Source organism: Variovorax sp. Soil_C_17, assembly GCF_057657265.1.
The window spans coordinates 171,119-187,010 of record NZ_JBDGIT010000002.1 but is presented as its reverse complement, the minus strand read 5'-3'; the positions used below and the strand labels follow the sequence as shown (position 1 = coordinate 187,010).

The window sequence follows — 15,892 nt, the reverse complement described above, 5'->3', positions numbered from 1 at the left end:
CCATGAAAAAAGCGCCTTGCGGCGCTTTCTTTTTGTGCCGTCTTGCAAGCTCAAAGCCAGTAGACCAGGAAGTAAAGGCCGAGCCACACCACGTCGACGAAGTGCCAGTACCAGGCCGCACCCTCGAAGCCGAAGTGGCGGTCCGGCGTGAAATGGCCCGCGCGAAGGCGCAGGGTGATGAACAGCAGCATCAGCATGCCGATGAACACGTGCAGGCCGTGGAAGCCGGTCAGCATGAAGAAGGTGGAGCCGTAGGCGCCGGAGCTGAGCTTGAGGTTCAGGTCCGTGTAGAGGTGGTAGTACTCGTAGCCCTGCACGCCGAGGAAGATGGCGCCCAGCAGCACAGTCAGCCACATGAAGCGGATCGCCTGAGCCCGGTGGTTCGCGCGCAGCGCATGGTGCGCAATGGTCAGCGTGACACCCGAGCTCAGCAGAAGCGCGGTGTTGATGGTCGGCAGCCAGAAGGGCCCGACAGTCTGGAAGGGCTCGACGGTGTCGGCCGGAGAACCGGTGGCGCCCGGCGCGAGCGTTGGCCACACGGCCTTGAAGTCGGGCCACAGCAGGGCGTTGTCCAGGCTGCCGAGCGAAGGCAGCGCATGGGTGCGGGCCCACCAGAGTGCGGTGAAGAAGGCGCCGAAGAACATCACTTCGGAGAAGATGAACCAGCTCATGCTCCAGCGGAAGGAGAGATCCACCTTGTGGCCGTACTGGCCGCTCTCGCTCTCGCCGATGGCGCGGCGGAACCAGACGAACAGCGTGCCCAGCCACCAAACCATGCCCACCAGCAGCGACCAGGCGCCCCACTGGTGGCCGTTGATCCATTGCGCGGCGCCGAAGATCACGAAAAGCAGGCCGATCGACGCCATCACCGGATACGGCGACGGCGAGGGCACGAAGTAGTAGGGCGTGGTGCCGTGGGTGCTTGAACTCATATCAGGTCCTGGTTCTCTTCTCTCGATTCAAATCTGTGGGGCACTTGTCTCTGTCAGGGCGCGACGACGAACTTCACCAGCAGGATCAGGCCGACGACGAAAAGCACGGCAGCCACCAGCCCCACAGCGACGATGTGCAGCGGCGTGAGCTTGGCGATGTCTTCCTGGTAGTCGCTGTTCTTGCGCACGCCGAAGAAACCCCAGGCCACCGCCTTGACGGTACGCCAGAGGGAGCCTTTCTTGGGCGGCGTCTGGGCCATGATCATGAGCGCGGCTCCGCGGCCGGCGCGGGCGTGGCGGTGTTGGCGGCCACGGGCGCCGGCGGCGTCCTGCCGCCAACTTCGAAGAAGGTGTACGACAGCGTGATCGTCTTGACGTCCTTGGAGATCTTCGGATCGATCACGAAGGCGACCGGCCACTGCTTCTTCTCGCCCGCGTCGAGCGTGTACTGGTTGAAGCAGAAGCACTCGAGCTTGTTGAAATAGGGCGCGGCCTGCTGCGGCGCATAGCTCGGGATGGCCTGCGCGGCCATGCGGCGGTTCTGCACGTTCTGGAATTCGTACATCACCGTGTTGAGCTGGCCCGGATGGACCTGCATCGATCGCTGCGCAGGCTTGAAGTCCCAGAGGCCGCGCACGTTGGCATCGAACTCGACCGTGATGGTGCGGCTCGTGTCGACCTGCGTGTTGTCGGGCAGCCGCACGTTCTTGCCGCCGCTGGCGCCACCCGGCACCACGAGTTCGGAGAGCGCCAGGATGTTGATGCCGGTCATCTCGCAGATGGCGCGGTACAGCGGCACCAGCGCATAGCCGAAGGCGAACATGCCGGCCGCGACCACGGCGAGCTTGCCCACCATGCGGACGTTCTCGCGCCGGATGCGTTGACCGATGCCCATGTTCGCTTCGCCTCCTGCCCGGTCAGCGTCCGACCCAGACCATGCGGACGACGAAGCCGATGAAGAACATCACCGCGATGGAGGCCAGCGTGAGCCCCATGCGGCGGTTGTTCCTCTTCTGTTCAGGCGTCATCGCGTGCATCCTTTCAGCCGATCACCTTGGTGGCGGTGGCGTCCAGCTTGGGCGGAGTCTCGAAGGTGTGGAAAGGCGCCGGCGACGGCACTTCCCACTCCAGGCCCTCGGCAGCTTCCCAGGGCTTCTGCGAAGCCTTCTCGCCCTTGCCCATCATCGTGGGCAGCACGATGAAGAAGAAGAAGTACACCTGCGCCAGGCCGAAGGCGAAGGCGCCGACCGAGGCCACGGCATTGAAATCGGCGAACTGCATCGGGTAGTCGGCATAGCGGCGCGGCATGCCGGCCAGGCCGAGGAAGTGCATCGGGAAGAAGGTGATGTTGAAGGAGATCAGCGACCACCAAAAGTGGATCTTGCCGCGCGTCTCGTCGTACATCACGCCGGTCCACTTGGGCGCCCAGTAGTAGTAGCCCGCGAACATGGCGTAGAGCGAGCCGGCCACCAGCACGTAGTGGAAGTGGGCGACGACGTAGTAGGTGTCCTGCAACTGGGTGTCGATCGGCGCGATCGCCAGGATCAAGCCGGTGAAGCCGCCCATGGTGAACACGAAGATGAAGCCCACCGCGAAGAGCATCGGGGTCTCGAAGGTCATCGAGCCCTGCCACATGGTGGCGATCCAGTTGAAGATTTTCACCGCCGTCGGCACCGCGATCAGCATGGTCGCGTACATGAAGAAAAGCTGGCCGGTCAAGGGCATGCCGGTGGTGAACATGTGGTGCGCCCACACGATGAAGGACAGGATCGCGATCGAGGAGGTCGCATACACCATCGAGGCGTAGCCGAACAAGCGCTTGCGCGAGAAGGCCGGCACGATCTGGCTGATGATGCCGAAGGCCGGCAGGATCATGATGTAGACCTCGGGGTGGCCGAAGAACCAGAAGATGTGCTGGTACATCACCGGGTCGCCGCCGCCGGCGGGGCTGAAGAAGCTGGTGCCGAAGTGGCGGTCGGTCAGCGTCATGGTGATGGCGCCGGCGAGCACGGGCATCACGGCGATCAGCAGGTAGGCGGTGATGAGCCAGGTCCAGCAGAACATCGGCATCTTCATCAGCGTCATGCCGGGGGCGCGCATGTTGAGGATGGTGACGATGATGTTGATCGACCCCATGATCGAAGAGGCGCCCATGATGTGCATCGCGAAGATGCCGGCGTCCATCGAGGGACCCATCTGCAGCGTCAACGGGGCATAGAGCGTCCAACCCGCTGCGGGTGCGCCGCCGGGCATGAAGAAGGAGCCCACCAGCATGATGGCCGCGGGGATGAGCAGCCAGAAGCTGAAGTTGTTCATCCGCGCGAAGGCCATGTCGGAAGCGCCGATCTGCATCGGAATCATCCAGTTCGCGAAGCCCACGAAGGCCGGCATGATCGCGCCGAACACCATGATCAAGCCGTGCATGGTGGTGAACTGGTTGAACAGCTCCGGATTGACCACCTGCAACCCGGGCTGGAACAGCTCGGCGCGGATCAGCAGCGCGAGCACGCCGCCCACCATCAGCATGGTGAAGGAGAACAGCAGGTACAGCGTGCCGATGTCTTTGTGGTTGGTGGCGAACACCCAGCGGCGCCAGCCGGTCGGCGCGCCGTGGTGGTGATCGTCGTGGGCATGGTCGCCGTGGCCGGGGGCGTGGCCGTGGGGATCGATGACTGCGCTCATTGTGATATTCCTTGCAAACTCTTCGTCGTGGCGTCGTGGGCGGCGTCGGCTTACTTGCCGCGCTGCGCCAGCACCTCGGCCGGCTGCACCAGCTGGCCCGTCTTGTTCGACCAGCTGTTCTTGGTGAAGCTCACCACGGCGGCGATGTCGGTGTCGCTCAGCTGCTTCCAGGCGGGCATGGCGCCGTTGTTCGCGCCGTTGAGGACGATGTGGATCTGCTTGTTGTGGTCGGCGTCCACCACGATGGCCGAGCCGTCCAGCGGCTTGATCGGGCCTGCGCCCTTGCCGTTGGCCTGGTGGCAGGCGGCGCAGTTGGCCGCATAGACCTTCTCGCCGCGTGCCAGGAGCTCGGGCAGGGTCCAGACCTTGTTCGGGTCGTCCTGCCTGGCCGCAGCCTCCTTGCGCTTGGCGTCGACCCATGCGGTGTAGTCACCCTTGGAGACCACCTTCACGTGGATCGGCATGTAGGCGTGCTCCTTGCCGCAGAGCTCCTGGCACTGGCCGTAGTAGTCGCCGACCTTCTCGGCGCGGAACCATGTGTCGCGCACGAAGCCGGGAATGGCGTCCTGCTTGACGCCCAGCTGCGGCACCGCGAAGGCGTGGATCACGTCGTTGGCGGTGGTGATGATGCGGACCTTGGTGTCGACCGGGACCACCATCGGGTTGTCGACCTTCAGCAGGTAGTCGTCCGGCACATCGCCCTTGGCGCCGGCGTCCGACAGGGCGCGGTGCGAGCTGTCCAATGTGGAGATGAAGGCCAGGCCCTCGCCCTCGCCCTTGATGTAGTCGTAGCCCCACTTCCACTGATAGCCGGTGGTCTTGATCGTGAGGTCGGCGTTGGTGGTGTCCTTCTGGGCCACCAGCACCTTGGTGGCCGGCAGCGCCATCAGGATCACGATGATGAAGGGCACGATGGTCCAGAGGACTTCGACCACCACGGACTCGTGGAAGTTGGCGGCCTTGTGGCCCACCGACTTGCGGTGCTTCCAGATCGAATAGAACATGACCGCGAAGACGGCGATGAAGATCACCGTGCACAGAACCAGCATCACGGTGTGCAGAAAGTGCTGCTCTTCCGCGATCTTGGTGACGCCTACCGGCAGATTCAGCTGGCGCACCGACGGGCCGCCGGCCAGATCGTTGACTGCATGCGCCGTGCCGCCCCACACCGCGCCGGCCGCCAGCAGCAGATTCGCCGGCCACTTGTTGTTGCACCAATTGCTCTTCATCGTGTTCACTTCTTCAATTTTCAAGTAACCCACCGGTCTCCGCGGTGCCGCAGCGCGCCGCGCCTTCAGGCGCCGCGCAATGCCATTCGAATCTCGCGCGCCAGCGCCGCGCGCAGCTCCGGACGCACATAGCGCCCCACCCTGACCGAACGACCCTGTCCCGAGACCTCGATCAGCGACCGGTCGCTGAGCTGCGGCTCGACCCGCACCTGGTGCGGCAAGAATTCAGTGCGCTCGTAATGCCCGCCGTTCTCGAGCTCGACCACCAGCCGGCCACCCTGCAGCGCGATGCGCTCGCCGTCGGCGGCATGGCGCGCATACAGCAGGAAGGCGAAGCCGACGGCGCCCAGCTCGAGCCAGGCGAAGGGCAGCACCAGCAGCGCGCCGTGCAGCCAGAAGACGGTTCCGATGCCCAGCGAGATCACGCACAAGGATGCGTAGAGCCAGCCGAGCTGGCTCGGCGTGACCGAGCAGTTGCGCTTCAGGAACCAGTGGATGTTCTGGCCTGAAACGGTGGCAAAACGAAACACGGAATTCGACACGGGCGAGCGAGTTCAGCAAATCGGTGCGTCGATCGCCGTCAAACCCATGTCCGACAGGCCTCGATCACGGGACAATACCCGGAGTTCACGCAACGGCGGATTGTAGCGGGTGATCCGAAAGGCTCTGCGGCCCTCGCCTCGGGCTCAGCCGCCCGGGCGCCCGCCGCGCTGGAGCATCGAACGCATTTCGCGCAGCGAGACCGCGCTTTCGGCGGCCAGGGCCACGCGCGGTGCCGGCTTGAAGGCATGGCCGTAGATGATCTCGAAGGTCAGCGCGATCCGCCCCGCCCCTTCCGCGGACAGCGCCACATCGGGCAGGGCGCGGCGCAGGTTGCGGTGCCAGGTCCGCCCGCGCAGCGCGGGAAAGCGCCCCCGATGGAGGTTGCGCCCCAAGGTGCGCAGCTCGGCCAGTGCGGCCTCGGCAGTGGGCCAGGTGAGCACGATGCGCTCCATGTCCATCACCGGCTCCGCGAAGCCGGCATGCACCAGCATGTCGCCCCAGTCGTGCATGTCGGTGAACTCGTGGCTGGCCGGCGGCCAGCCCAGGCGCTCGTGCAGCACGCGCAGCTCGCGCACGGTGTCCGGGCCGAAGCAGGAGAACATCAGGAAGCCGTCGGTCGCCACCAGCCGGTGCCAGCGCGCGATCAGGGCCTGCGGGTCGGCCGCCATGTGCAGCGCCATGTTGGCCCACAGCAGGTCCACGCCCTCCTCGGGCGGCGCCGCGAAGCTCGGCCGCGCGCCCTGCCAGCGCCGCGCGCTCCACCAGGGCGCGGCGAGCGCCTCGCGGGTGGGTGCGAGCAGCGCCGGTTCCGGCTCGATCACGAAGGCGGCGGCGTCGCGGTAGCGGCGCGCGAGCAGCGCGTGTGCCTCCATGCCGCCGCGCAAGGGGGACCAGTCGGCCCAATGGCGCGGTTGGGTCTTGATCCACTGCAGCCGGTCTTCCATGCGCCGGCCGATCTCTTCATGCAGCCAGGGCGAGTTGCCATCGGGCACGAGCCGGCCCCACCGTGCAGCTGCCGCCGGATCGATGGTCGGCGGTCGCTGAGGGGGATCGGTGGCCATGGGGGGCTCAGTATATTGAGGCATGTCCAACCTCTGGCGCGGGCGCCCTTCTCTGCTCTCTTCACTGCTCGAACGCGTGCCGAGCCAGTGCGCCGTCTGCCGGGCCTGGCCCTCGAGGCCGGTGTGCGACGCCTGCGTGACGCGCTTCGCCCCGCCCGCCGCACGCTGTCTCGGCTGCGCCCTGCCGGTGCCGCAGGGCGTGCCCCGTTGCGGCGAGTGCCTTGCCCATCCGCCGCCGCTGGACGCCTGCCTGGCGGCCTGCGCCTATGTCTGGCCCTGGCCGGATTGCATCGCGCAGTTCAAGTTCCAGGGCCGCGCGGGCTGGGCCGCGCCGCTGGCGACCCTGCTGCGCAGCGCCCCCTGGGTCGAGCCGGCTCTCGAGCAAGCCGAACTGGTGCTGCCGATGCCGCTGGCGCCGGGCCGGCTGCGCGAGCGGGGCTTCAACCAGGCGCACGAGCTGGCGCGCCGGCTGGCCCCGCAGAAGACCGATGCCCGGCTGCTGCTGCGCACCCGGGAAACCCCGGCGCAAAGCGGCCTCGCACGCGCCGAGCGGCTGCGCAACCTGCAGGGCGCCTTCGCGCTGGAGCCGCTGCGCGCCGAGGCGGTGCGCGGGCGGCGCATCGTGCTGGTGGACGACGTGATGACCAGCGGCGCCTCGCTGTTCTCGGCGGCGCAGGTGCTGCGCACCGGCGGGGCCGCGCACATCACGGCGCTCGTGCTGGCACGGACCGATCCGCCCGCATGAAGACAATCGGGCCCATGTTCCACATCGTCCTGGTCGAACCCGAAATCCCGCCCAACACCGGCAACGTGATCCGGCTGGCCGCCAACACCGGCTGCACCTTGCACCTGGTGGAGCCGCTGGGCTTCTCGATGGACGACCGGCTGCTGCGGCGCGCCGGCCTCGACTACCACGAGTACGCCGAGGTCCGGCGCCACGCCGGCTGGGAAGCGCTGCTGGCCGCCGAGCAACCATCGTCCGAACGCCTGTTCGCGCTCACGACCCGAGGCACGCGCACCGTGCACGAGGTCGATTTCCGTCCCGGCGACTGGCTGGTCTTCGGCTCCGAGACGCGCGGGCTCGCGCCCGAACTGCGCGATCGCTTCCCGCCGCCGCAGCGTCTGCGGCTGCCGATGCGCGAAGGCCAGCGCAGCCTGAACCTGTCGAACGCGGTGGCCGTGACGGTGTTCGAGGCCTGGCGGCAAAACGGCTTCGGCTGACGCGCCGGGCGGCGCGGCGGATTCGTCAGCGGTAGCGGCGCACCACCGATTCGGCCACGCAGGCCGGCTTGGGGGCACCCTCGAGCTCGATGGTGGTTTCCCAGACCATCTGGACGCCCTCGTTCGCGATCGGCTCGCAGCTCAGCAGCTTCATGCGCCCGCGCAGCCGGCCGCCCACCGGCACCGGGGTCATGAAGCGCACGCGGTTGAGCCCGTAGTTCACGCCCATGCGCGATTCGATCACCTCGAAGGCCGTTTCGTAGAAGCGCGGCAGCAGCGACAGCGTCAGGAAGCCGTGCGCGATCGGCCCGCCGAAAGGCCCGGCCTTGGCGCGTTCCACATCGACGTGGATCCACTGGTGGTCGCCGGTGGCTTCGGCGAACTGGTTGACCTGCTCCTGCGTGACGGTGATCCAGTCGCTCACCGCGACTTCCTGGCCGACGCAGGCGGCGAGATCCTGAAGGGTCTGGAATGTCTTCTTCATGCGTTCACTGTATCGGGCTGCAAGCGCCGCGGCTGTAGCTGCCGCGACAAGGCGACTGCGGGTAAACCGCAGTCGGGCGTCAGGCCTCGAGCCACTGGCGGATGGGCTCCCACTGCTCCAGATCCCGCTGCACCCGTCCGGGCGCGATGTCGAACAGCGTCAGCCCGCGCGCCGCCAGCTGAACATAGTTCTGCGTGTCGCGCAGCTCGCCCAGCACCGGCACGCCCAGCCCGGCGACGAACTCGCGCAGGCGCTCGGCCGCCAGCGTGCGGCCGTCGACGCGCATGCCGACCACGCCGACCTGCGTCTTGCCGACATGGCGGTTGGCCATCAGCTTGTCGAGGAAATCGCGCGTGGCGTAGATGTCGAAGATGCTGGGCTGCAGCGGCACCAGCACTTTGTCGGCGAGCGGCACCACCTCCTTGAGGCGCGAGCCGTGCAGGCCGGCCGGCGTGTCGATCACTGCATGGGTGGTGCCGCGCGGAGGCCGCACCACGTTGCCGTCCTCCGAGGCCTCCCAGGTCCTGATTTCGCGAGCAGCCGGCGTGCGCAGCCCGAGCCACATCCGGGCCGATTGCTGCCGATCGATGTCGCCCAGCATCACCGCATGGCCACGGCTCGCGAAGTAGCCCGCAATATTGGTTGCGAGCGTGGATTTGCCGACCCCGCCCTTGGGATTGGCGACCAGGACCACCGGCATGACAGGCTCCTTCCCAGCTGATGAGACAACAGGCGCCATGGTAGCTGCGCCCGCCCGCCGTCCGAGTTGCGCTATGTTCCCGGACCATGACAACGACAACCACCGGTCCCGGCCGTCCTGCAGGCGGGATCTACCTGCTCGCCGCCCATCCCCATTGGCGCGATTCGCGCGTCAACTGGCAACTGCTGCAGGCCGCGCGCAGCCTGCCCGGCATCGAGGTCAATGACCTCTATGCCAGCTACCCCGACTTCGCGATCGACGTGCAGGCCGAGCAGGCCCGCCTCGCGCGCGCCGAGCTGCTGGTGCTGCTGCACCCGATCCAGTGGTATTCGATGCCCGCGTTGCAGAAGCTCTGGATCGACGAGGTGCTGAGCTACGGCTGGGCCTATGGCGGCGGCGGCACGGCGCTGCAGGGCAAGGACTGCTGGCTGGTCGCCACCACCGGCGGCCCCGAGCGCAGCTACCACCCACAGAGCTACAACCGCTACTTCTTCGACGCCTTCCTGCCCCCGTACGAACAGACGGCCGCCTTGTGCGGCATGCGCTTCCTGCCACCGCTGCTCTTGCACGGCGCGCGCAGCGCCAGCCCCGAGACGCTGGCAGCGCACGTCGAGGTCTTCGGCCAGCGCCTTTCCAGCTACCCCGACTGGCCGGAGCTGGAGGACATCGCCGAGTGCGTCGCCTGCGAAGTTCCGGCCACCGACCGGCCGCACGAACCCGAGGAGGCCTGATGGAACACGCACCGGCCTGGCTCGTCAATTCCCTCATCTACCTGGGCGCCGCCGTGCTGGTGGTGCCGCTGTCGAAGGCGCTCGGCCTGGGCTCGATCATCGGCTACCTGGCGGCCGGCATCGTCATCGGCCCCTGGGGCCTGGGCCTGGTGACCAACGTCGTGGACATCCTGCACTTCGCCGAGTTCGGCGTGGTGCTGATGCTGTTCCTGGTCGGCCTCGAGCTGGAGCCCAAGCGCCTGTGGAGCCTGCGCCGGCCGATCTTCGGCTGGGGCTCGGCGCAGGTCCTCGGCTGCGCGGTCGTGCTCTTCCTGGCCGGCTGGGCCGGCGGCGCGAGCTGGCGCGTGGCCCTGGTCGCGGCGCTGGGCCTGGCGCTGTCCTCCACCGCCATCGCGCTGCAGGTGCTGGGCGAGCGCAACCTGCTGCCCACGCCCAGCGGCCAGGCCGGCTTTTCGATCCTGCTGTTCCAGGACGTGGCGGCGATCCCGATCCTCGCGCTGCTGCCCCTCCTGGCCGTCGGTTCCGATACGGGGCCCGCCCTCACAGGCGCCGACCGGGCGCTCGAGGGCCTGAAGATCGTCGCGGTGATCGGCGGCATCGTGCTGGGCGGCCGGCTGGTGCTGCGGCCCCTGCTGCGCTGGATCGCGCGCAGCGACACGCCCGAGATCTTCACCGCCGCCTCGCTGCTGCTGGTGGTGGCGATCGCCGCGCTGATGCAGTTCGTCGGCCTGTCGATGGCGCTGGGCGCCTTCCTTGCCGGCGTGCTGCTGGCCGAGAGCGAGTACCGGCGCGAGCTGGAGACCGACATCGAGCCCTTCAAGGGCCTGCTGCTGGGCCTGTTCTTCATCGCCGTCGGCATGAGCATCGACTTCGGCGTGCTGCTCGCCCGCCCGGGCCTGATGGCGCTGGTCGTGCTCGGCTTCATGCTGCTGAAGGCGGTGGTGATCTTCACGCTGGCGAAGCTGATGGGCCTGCCCTACCAGCAGCGGCCGGTGTTCACGCTGCTGCTGGCGCAGGGCGGCGAGTTCGCCTTCGTGGTCTTTCAGGCGGCCGGCCCGCAGGTGCTGCCGGCCGGCGTGGCCTCTTTCCTCGTCGGCGCGGTGGCGCTGTCGATGCTCTTGTCGCCGCTGCTGCTGGTCGCGCTCGACAAGTGGGTGCTGCCGCGCCACAGCGCCGGCCAGCCGGTCACGATGGAGGAAATCTCCGAGCAGCAGGACGCCAAGGTGCTGATCTGCGGCTTCGGCCGCTATGGCCAGATCCTCGGGCGCATGCTGAGCGCCCAGGGGCTGAAGCTGACCGTGCTCGACCACGATCCCGACACCATCGAGAACCTGCGCGACTTCGGCTTCCGCGTCTTCTACGGCGACGCGACGCGGCTGGACCTGCTGCGCACCGCGGGAGCCGGCACCGCCAAGGTGCTGGTGGTGGCGGTCGACGATGTGGAGCAGTCGCTCGCCATCGTCGACATGGCGCGCGAGCATTTCCCCAACGCGCGCATCATCGCCCGCGCGCGCAACGTGGGGCATCTCTACCAGCTGCTGGACCGCAAGGTCGAGTTCATCGAGCGCGAGCTCTTCGAGTCCTCGCTGCGCAGCGCCCGCTCGGTGCTGGAAGGCCTGGGCTGGCCGGCGTACGAGGCGCGCGAGGCCGCGATGCGCTTTCGCCGCCGCAACATCGAGCTCATGCACGAGCTCTATCCCCACTACAAGGACCGCGCCAAGCTGATCGCGGTCTCGAAGGAAGGCCGCCAGCAGTTCCAGGACCAGATCGCGCGCGAGCGCGACGAGCGCAAGCGGCGCTCGGGGCAGGACTGGAACCTGGCGGCGGAAGAGGAGGAGCCCGTTTCGTGAAGGGCCGTGCGCCGCGGGTACCGGCTCAAGCGTCCAGCTTCAGCAGCCGGACCGCATTGCCCTTGAGGATGCCCGGCATCACCTCGGGCTTGAAGCCGGCCTCCTCGAAGTCCTTCATCCAGCGGTCCGGCGTGATCAGCGGGTAGTCGCTGCCGAACAGGATGCGGTCCTTCAGCAGCGTGTTGGCGTACTGCACCAGCTGCTTCGGGAAATACTTCGGGCTCCAGCCCGACAGGTCGATCCAGACATTGGGCTTGTGCGTGGCCACGCTCAGCGCCTCGTCCTGCCAGGGGAAGCTGGGGTGCGCCATGACGATCTGCATGTCGGGGAAGTCGATCGCCACGTCGTCCAGGTGCATCGGGTTGCTGTACTCCAGCCTCAAGCCGCCGCCGCAGCGCATGCCCGAGCCGATGCCGCTGTGGCCGGTGTGGAACACGGCCGGCAGGCCATGCTCGGCGATCACCTCGTAGATCGGCCAGGCCATCTTGTCGTAGGGGTGGTAGCCCTGCACCGTCGGATGGAACTTGAAGCCCTTGACGCCGTGCTCCTCGATCAGCCGCCGCGCCTCGCGCGCGCCCATCTTCCCCTTGTGCGGATCGATGCTGGCGAAGGCGATCATGATGTCGCTGTTCTTCTGCGCCGCCTCGGTGATCTCCTCGTTCGGGATGCGGCGCCGGCCGAGGTTCGACTCCGCGTCGACCATGAACATCACCAGGCCGATCTTGCGTTCGCGGTAGTAGTCGATGCTTTCCTGGATGGTCGGGCGCCGGCTGGACCTGAAATACTTGTCGGCCGCGCGGTCGTACTCCTCGCCGTAGTTGTCGAAGGGATTCCAGCAGCTCACTTCGGCGTGCGTGTGGGTGTCGATGGCGATCAGGTTGCGGTGGTCCATGGGCTTGTCTCCAGGCTGCTAACAACTAAGGGTAAGTCCGGGTGCCGAGCCCGTAGTCTCGGCTTGAATTAGTTATCTTCCATAACCATAATCGATCCTAACCGGGAGCGCAACATGACCACCACAGACCTTCGACTCGAAATCCGCGACCAGATCGCCATCATCCGCCTGACGCGCGCCGCGAAGCGCAATGCGTTGTCGGATTCCCTCATCCTCGCCCTGCGAGACACTTTCCAGAACCTGCCTTCGACGGTACGGGCGGCGGTCATCGACGGCGAGGGCCCGCATTTCTGCGCCGGCCTCGATCTCTCCGAGCTGAAGGAGCGCGACGCCGGCCAGGGCCTGCAGCACTCGCGTCTCTGGCACGCGGCGCTCGACGTCATCCAAAGCGGCCCGGTGCCGGTGATCGCGGCACTGCACGGCGCGGTGGTGGGCGGCGGGCTGGAGCTGGCGAGCGCCTGCCACATCCGCGTGGCCGACAGCACCACCTTCTACGCACTGCCCGAGGGCTCGCGCGGCATCTTCGTCGGCGGCGGCGGCTCGGTGCGCATCCCCAAGCTGATCGGCACCGCGCGCATGATGGACATGATGATGACCGGGCGCGTCTACGACGCCGAGGCCGGCGAGCGTGCCGGCTTCGCGCAGTACCTGGTGGCCGAGGGCCGCTCCTACGAGAAGGCGCTCGAACTCGCGCAGAAGGTGGCCGGCAATGCGCCTCTGACCAACTACGCGCTGATGCATGCGCTGCCGCGCATCAGCGAGCAGCCGGCCGATCATGGCTTCTTCACCGAGGCGCTGATCTCCGGCATCGTCCAGGCCGCACCCGAGGCCAAGGAACGCGTGCGCGCCTTCCTCGAAGGCCGCGCCAACAAGGTGACGAAGGAATGAACACCTCAGTCCGCTATCGCCCCCTCGCCTTCGGCGTGACGCGGGCCGTCCTGCGCGAAGGCGCACCGGGCACGCGCTACCTGCGTGCCGAAACGCAGCTTGCGCCCTACGCCGAGCGCATGACCGATCGCCTGTGCCACTGGGCCGAGGCGGCGCCCGATCGCACCTTCATTGCCCGCCGCGAGCGCCTGCCCGGCGGCGGCACGGGCGACTGGATCCGCGTGAGCTACGCCGAGGCGCACCGGCAGGCCCGCAGCATCGGCCAGGCCCTGCTCGAGCGCGGCCTGGGCCCCGAGCGCCCGGTTGCGATCCTCAGCGAGAACGGCATCGAGCATGCGCTCCTGGCCCTCGGCTGCCTCTACGCCGGCGTGCCCTACTGTCCGGTCTCGCCGCCCTACTCGCTGGTGAGCCAGGACTTCGACAAGCTGCGCCACGTGCTGGACACGCTGACGCCCGGCCTGGTGTTCGCCGCCGACGCCCAGCGCTTCGAGCGCGCCATCAAGGCCACCGTGCCGGCCGAGATCGAACTGGTGTTCGGCGAGGGCGAGATCGAGGGCCGCCCTGCCACCAGCCTCGCGCAGCTGGCCGCCACCCCGGCCACGCCCGCCATCGACGCCGCGATGCAGGCCACCGGCCCCGACACCATCACCAAGTTCCTCTTCACCTCGGGCTCGACCAAGCTGCCCAAGGCGGTGATCAACACCCATCGCATGTGGTGCGCCAACCAGCAGCAGCTGCGCCAGTCGATCCCGGCGCTGGGCGAGGAGCCGCCGGTGCTGGTGGACTGGCTGCCCTGGAACCACACCTTCGGCGGCAATCACAACGTGGGGATCGTGCTGGACAACGGCGGCACGCTCTACGTCGACGACGGCAAGCCCACCTCCGCCGGCATGGCCGAGACCTTGCGCAACCTGCGCGAGATCGCGCCCACCATCTACTTCAACGTGCCGACCGGCTTCGAGGCCATCGCCCACGCCATGGAAAGCGACGCAGTGCTGCGCCGCAACCTGCTGTCCCGCGTGAAGATGTTCTTCTACTCGGGCGCTGCCCTGGCACAGCCGGTGTGGGACAGCCTGCACCGCACGCAGGAGGCCGAAATCGGCGAGCGCATCGTGATGGGCACCGGCCTGGGCATGACCGAATCGGGCCCCTTCGCGCTCTACGTCACGGGCCCCGAGGTCAAGTCGGGCGACCTGGGACTGCCGGCGGCCGGCATCGAGATCAAGCTGATCGACACCGACGGCAAGACCGAAGTGCGCTACCGCGGCCCCAACATCACGCCGGGCTACTGGCGCGCACCCGAGGCCACGGCCGAGGCCTTCGACGAGGAAGGCTTCTTCTGCACCGGCGATGCGGTGAAGTGGATCGACGAGAACAACATCCACCGCGGCCTGCGCTTCGACGGCCGCATCGCGGAAGACTTCAAGCTGGCCACCGGCACCTTCGTGAGCGTGGGCCCGCTGCGCGCGAAGATCATCGCGGCCGGGGCGCCCTATGTGCAGGACGCGGTGCTGACCGGGCTCAACCTCAAGGAGGTCGGCGCGCTGATCTTCCCGACGCAGAAGGTCCGGGAACTGGCCGGCCTCCCCGCCGATGCCGGTATGCGCGAGGTCGTCGAGAGCGCGCCCGTCCAGGCCCATTTTCAGAACGTGCTGGACGCGCTGGCCAAGACCGCCACCGGCAGCGCCAACCGCATCGCGCGCCTGCACCTGGAGCACGAGCCGCCCTCGATCGACCGGGGCGAAGTCACCGACAAGGGCTCCGTCAACCAGCGCTCCGTGCTCAAGCACCGCGCCGATACCGTGGAGGCCTTCCACGCCGGCAGCCTGCCTTTCACGCTCACACCTCGAGGAGACAAACCATGAAGATCGAAGGACAAGCCGCGCTGGTCACCGGCGGCGCATCGGGCCTGGGCGAGGCGACCGCGCGCGAGCTCGCGCGCCTGGGTGCCAAGGTGGCGGTGCTGGATCTCAACGCCGCTTTGGCCGAGAAGGTCGCGGGCGAGATCGGCGGCATCGCATGCCCCTGCGACATCACCAACACCGACAGCGTGAACGCCGCGCTCGAAAAGGCCGCCGCCGCGCACGGCCCGGCGCGCATCCTGATGAACGTCGCCGGCATCGGCAGCGCCAAGCGCATCGTCGGCAAGGACGGCAACCCGGCGCCGCTGGAAGACTTCGTGCGCGTGGTCAACGTCAACCTGATCGGCGCCTACAACATCAGCCGCCTCTACGCGGCGCAATGCGCGAAGCTCGACCCGCTGGAAGGCGGCGAGCGCGGCGTGCTGATGTTCACCGCCTCCGTCGCGGCCTTCGACGGCCAGGTCGGCCAGCAGGCCTACAGCGCCTCCAAGGGCGGGCTGGTGGGCATGACGCTGCCGATGGCGCGCGACCTCGCGCAGCACGGCATTCGCGTCTGCACCATCGCGCCGGGCCTGTTCGCCACGCCGCTGCTGAAGGAGCTGCCCGAGACCGTCCAGCAGTCGCTGGCCGCCTCGATCCCCTTCCCGCCGCGCCTGGGCAAGCCCTCGGAGTTCGCCGAGCTGGCCTGCCACTTCGTGACCAACGGCCACCTGAACGGCGAGGTGATCCGCCTCGACGGCGCGTTGCGCATGGCGCCGCGCTGAAGAAGACGGCCATCCGAACATCCGGAGGCAGGGGACGTGAAGGCTTCGCGTCC

The 15,892-nt window shown here is 67.9% G+C and carries 18 protein-coding genes; 7 read left to right on the top strand and 11 right to left on the bottom strand.

From position 1 onward, the window contains the following. Window positions 1-50: 50 nt before the first annotated feature. The 8 genes from AC3A6Y_RS09560 to AC3A6Y_RS09525 all read right to left on the bottom strand — a co-directional run bounded on the left by AC3A6Y_RS09560 (window position 51) and on the right by AC3A6Y_RS09525 (window position 6,447). Window positions 51-932: a cytochrome c oxidase subunit 3 gene (locus AC3A6Y_RS09560; RefSeq protein WP_487867994.1), complete on the bottom strand. Its 882-nt coding sequence runs from the start codon at window positions 930-932 to the stop codon at window positions 51-53. Window positions 933-985: 53 nt separating this feature from the next. Continuing rightward, the gene (locus AC3A6Y_RS09555) at window positions 986-1,198 is read right to left on the bottom strand and encodes a DUF2970 domain-containing protein (protein WP_487867993.1); all 213 of its coding nucleotides are present in this window, start codon (window positions 1,196-1,198) and stop codon (window positions 986-988) included. Then, complete coding sequence (locus AC3A6Y_RS09550) at window positions 1,195-1,827, bottom strand: cytochrome c oxidase assembly protein (protein ID WP_487867992.1); 633 nt, start codon at window positions 1,825-1,827, stop codon at window positions 1,195-1,197. Before AC3A6Y_RS09550 ends, AC3A6Y_RS09555 begins: the two co-directional genes overlap by 4 nt. 22 nt (window positions 1,828-1,849) lie before the next feature. Beyond that, window positions 1,850-1,960, bottom strand: coding sequence for a cytochrome oxidase small assembly protein (locus tag AC3A6Y_RS09545; protein ID WP_487867991.1), 111 nt, complete (start codon window positions 1,958-1,960; stop codon window positions 1,850-1,852). 13 nt (window positions 1,961-1,973) lie between these two features. Further along, a complete protein-coding gene (ctaD, locus tag AC3A6Y_RS09540) occupies window positions 1,974-3,614 on the bottom strand; it encodes a cytochrome c oxidase subunit I (protein ID WP_487867990.1) in 1,641 nt (546 codons plus the stop codon). A 50-nt stretch (window positions 3,615-3,664) separates the two neighbouring features. Then, window positions 3,665-4,843: a cytochrome c oxidase subunit II gene (coxB, locus tag AC3A6Y_RS09535; RefSeq protein ID WP_487867989.1), complete on the bottom strand. Its 1,179-nt coding sequence runs from the start codon at window positions 4,841-4,843 to the stop codon at window positions 3,665-3,667. Between the two features lie 65 nt (window positions 4,844-4,908). Beyond that, window positions 4,909-5,385, bottom strand: coding sequence for a DUF2244 domain-containing protein (locus AC3A6Y_RS09530; RefSeq protein ID WP_106557492.1), 477 nt, complete (start codon window positions 5,383-5,385; stop codon window positions 4,909-4,911). 144 nt (window positions 5,386-5,529) lie between these two features. Continuing rightward, window positions 5,530-6,447, bottom strand: coding sequence for a biotin synthase (locus AC3A6Y_RS09525; RefSeq protein ID WP_487867988.1), 918 nt, complete (start codon window positions 6,445-6,447; stop codon window positions 5,530-5,532). A 22-nt stretch (window positions 6,448-6,469) separates the two neighbouring features. On the opposite strand from AC3A6Y_RS09525, the gene AC3A6Y_RS09520 reads away from it, so the two are divergent. Both AC3A6Y_RS09520 and trmL read left to right on the top strand, forming a co-directional pair. Continuing rightward, entirely contained in the window at window positions 6,470-7,192 is a 723-nt protein-coding gene (locus AC3A6Y_RS09520; RefSeq protein WP_487867987.1) for a ComF family protein, read from the top strand. 14 nt (window positions 7,193-7,206) lie between these two features. Continuing rightward, window positions 7,207-7,668: a tRNA (uridine(34)/cytosine(34)/5-carboxymethylaminomethyluridine(34)-2'-O)-methyltransferase TrmL gene (gene trmL / locus AC3A6Y_RS09515; RefSeq protein WP_487867986.1), complete on the top strand. Its 462-nt coding sequence runs from the start codon at window positions 7,207-7,209 to the stop codon at window positions 7,666-7,668. A 25-nt stretch (window positions 7,669-7,693) separates the two neighbouring features. Here the strand turns inward: trmL and AC3A6Y_RS09510 are convergent, their stop codons facing one another. Both AC3A6Y_RS09510 and AC3A6Y_RS09505 read right to left on the bottom strand, forming a co-directional pair. Further along, entirely contained in the window at window positions 7,694-8,152 is a 459-nt protein-coding gene (locus AC3A6Y_RS09510) for a MaoC family dehydratase (RefSeq protein WP_487867985.1), read from the bottom strand. A 79-nt stretch (window positions 8,153-8,231) separates the two neighbouring features. Further along, complete coding sequence (locus AC3A6Y_RS09505; RefSeq protein WP_487867984.1) at window positions 8,232-8,852, bottom strand: nucleotide-binding protein; 621 nt, start codon at window positions 8,850-8,852, stop codon at window positions 8,232-8,234. An 86-nt stretch (window positions 8,853-8,938) separates the two neighbouring features. Here AC3A6Y_RS09505 and kefF point away from each other — a divergent pair, with 86 nt between their 5' ends. Continuing rightward, entirely contained in the window at window positions 8,939-9,583 is a 645-nt protein-coding gene (gene kefF, locus AC3A6Y_RS09500; RefSeq protein WP_487867983.1) for a glutathione-regulated potassium-efflux system oxidoreductase KefF, read from the top strand. Then, on the top strand, window positions 9,583-11,433 hold the full coding sequence (gene kefC, locus AC3A6Y_RS09495) for a glutathione-regulated potassium-efflux system protein KefC (RefSeq protein WP_487867982.1): 1,851 nt from the start codon (window positions 9,583-9,585) through the stop codon (window positions 11,431-11,433). The genes kefF and kefC overlap by 1 nt, the downstream gene beginning before the upstream one ends. A 25-nt stretch (window positions 11,434-11,458) precedes the next feature. Here the strand turns inward: kefC and AC3A6Y_RS09490 are convergent, their stop codons facing one another. Beyond that, on the bottom strand, window positions 11,459-12,325 hold the full coding sequence (locus AC3A6Y_RS09490) for an amidohydrolase family protein (RefSeq protein WP_487867981.1): 867 nt from the start codon (window positions 12,323-12,325) through the stop codon (window positions 11,459-11,461). A gap of 114 nt (window positions 12,326-12,439) precedes the next feature. Between AC3A6Y_RS09490 and AC3A6Y_RS09485 the strand changes: the two genes are divergently transcribed. From AC3A6Y_RS09485 to AC3A6Y_RS09475, 3 genes are read left to right on the top strand one after another with little or no spacing between them, the layout of a single operon-like run. Next, the gene (locus AC3A6Y_RS09485; RefSeq protein ID WP_487867980.1) at window positions 12,440-13,213 is read left to right on the top strand and encodes a crotonase/enoyl-CoA hydratase family protein; all 774 of its coding nucleotides are present in this window, start codon (window positions 12,440-12,442) and stop codon (window positions 13,211-13,213) included. Then, on the top strand, window positions 13,210-15,078 hold the full coding sequence (locus AC3A6Y_RS09480) for a feruloyl-CoA synthase (RefSeq protein WP_487867979.1): 1,869 nt from the start codon (window positions 13,210-13,212) through the stop codon (window positions 15,076-15,078). The genes AC3A6Y_RS09485 and AC3A6Y_RS09480 overlap by 4 nt, the downstream gene beginning before the upstream one ends. Beyond that, complete coding sequence (locus AC3A6Y_RS09475) at window positions 15,075-15,839, top strand: SDR family NAD(P)-dependent oxidoreductase (RefSeq protein ID WP_487867978.1); 765 nt, start codon at window positions 15,075-15,077, stop codon at window positions 15,837-15,839. Before AC3A6Y_RS09480 ends, AC3A6Y_RS09475 begins: the two co-directional genes overlap by 4 nt. Window positions 15,840-15,892 lie beyond the last annotated feature (53 nt).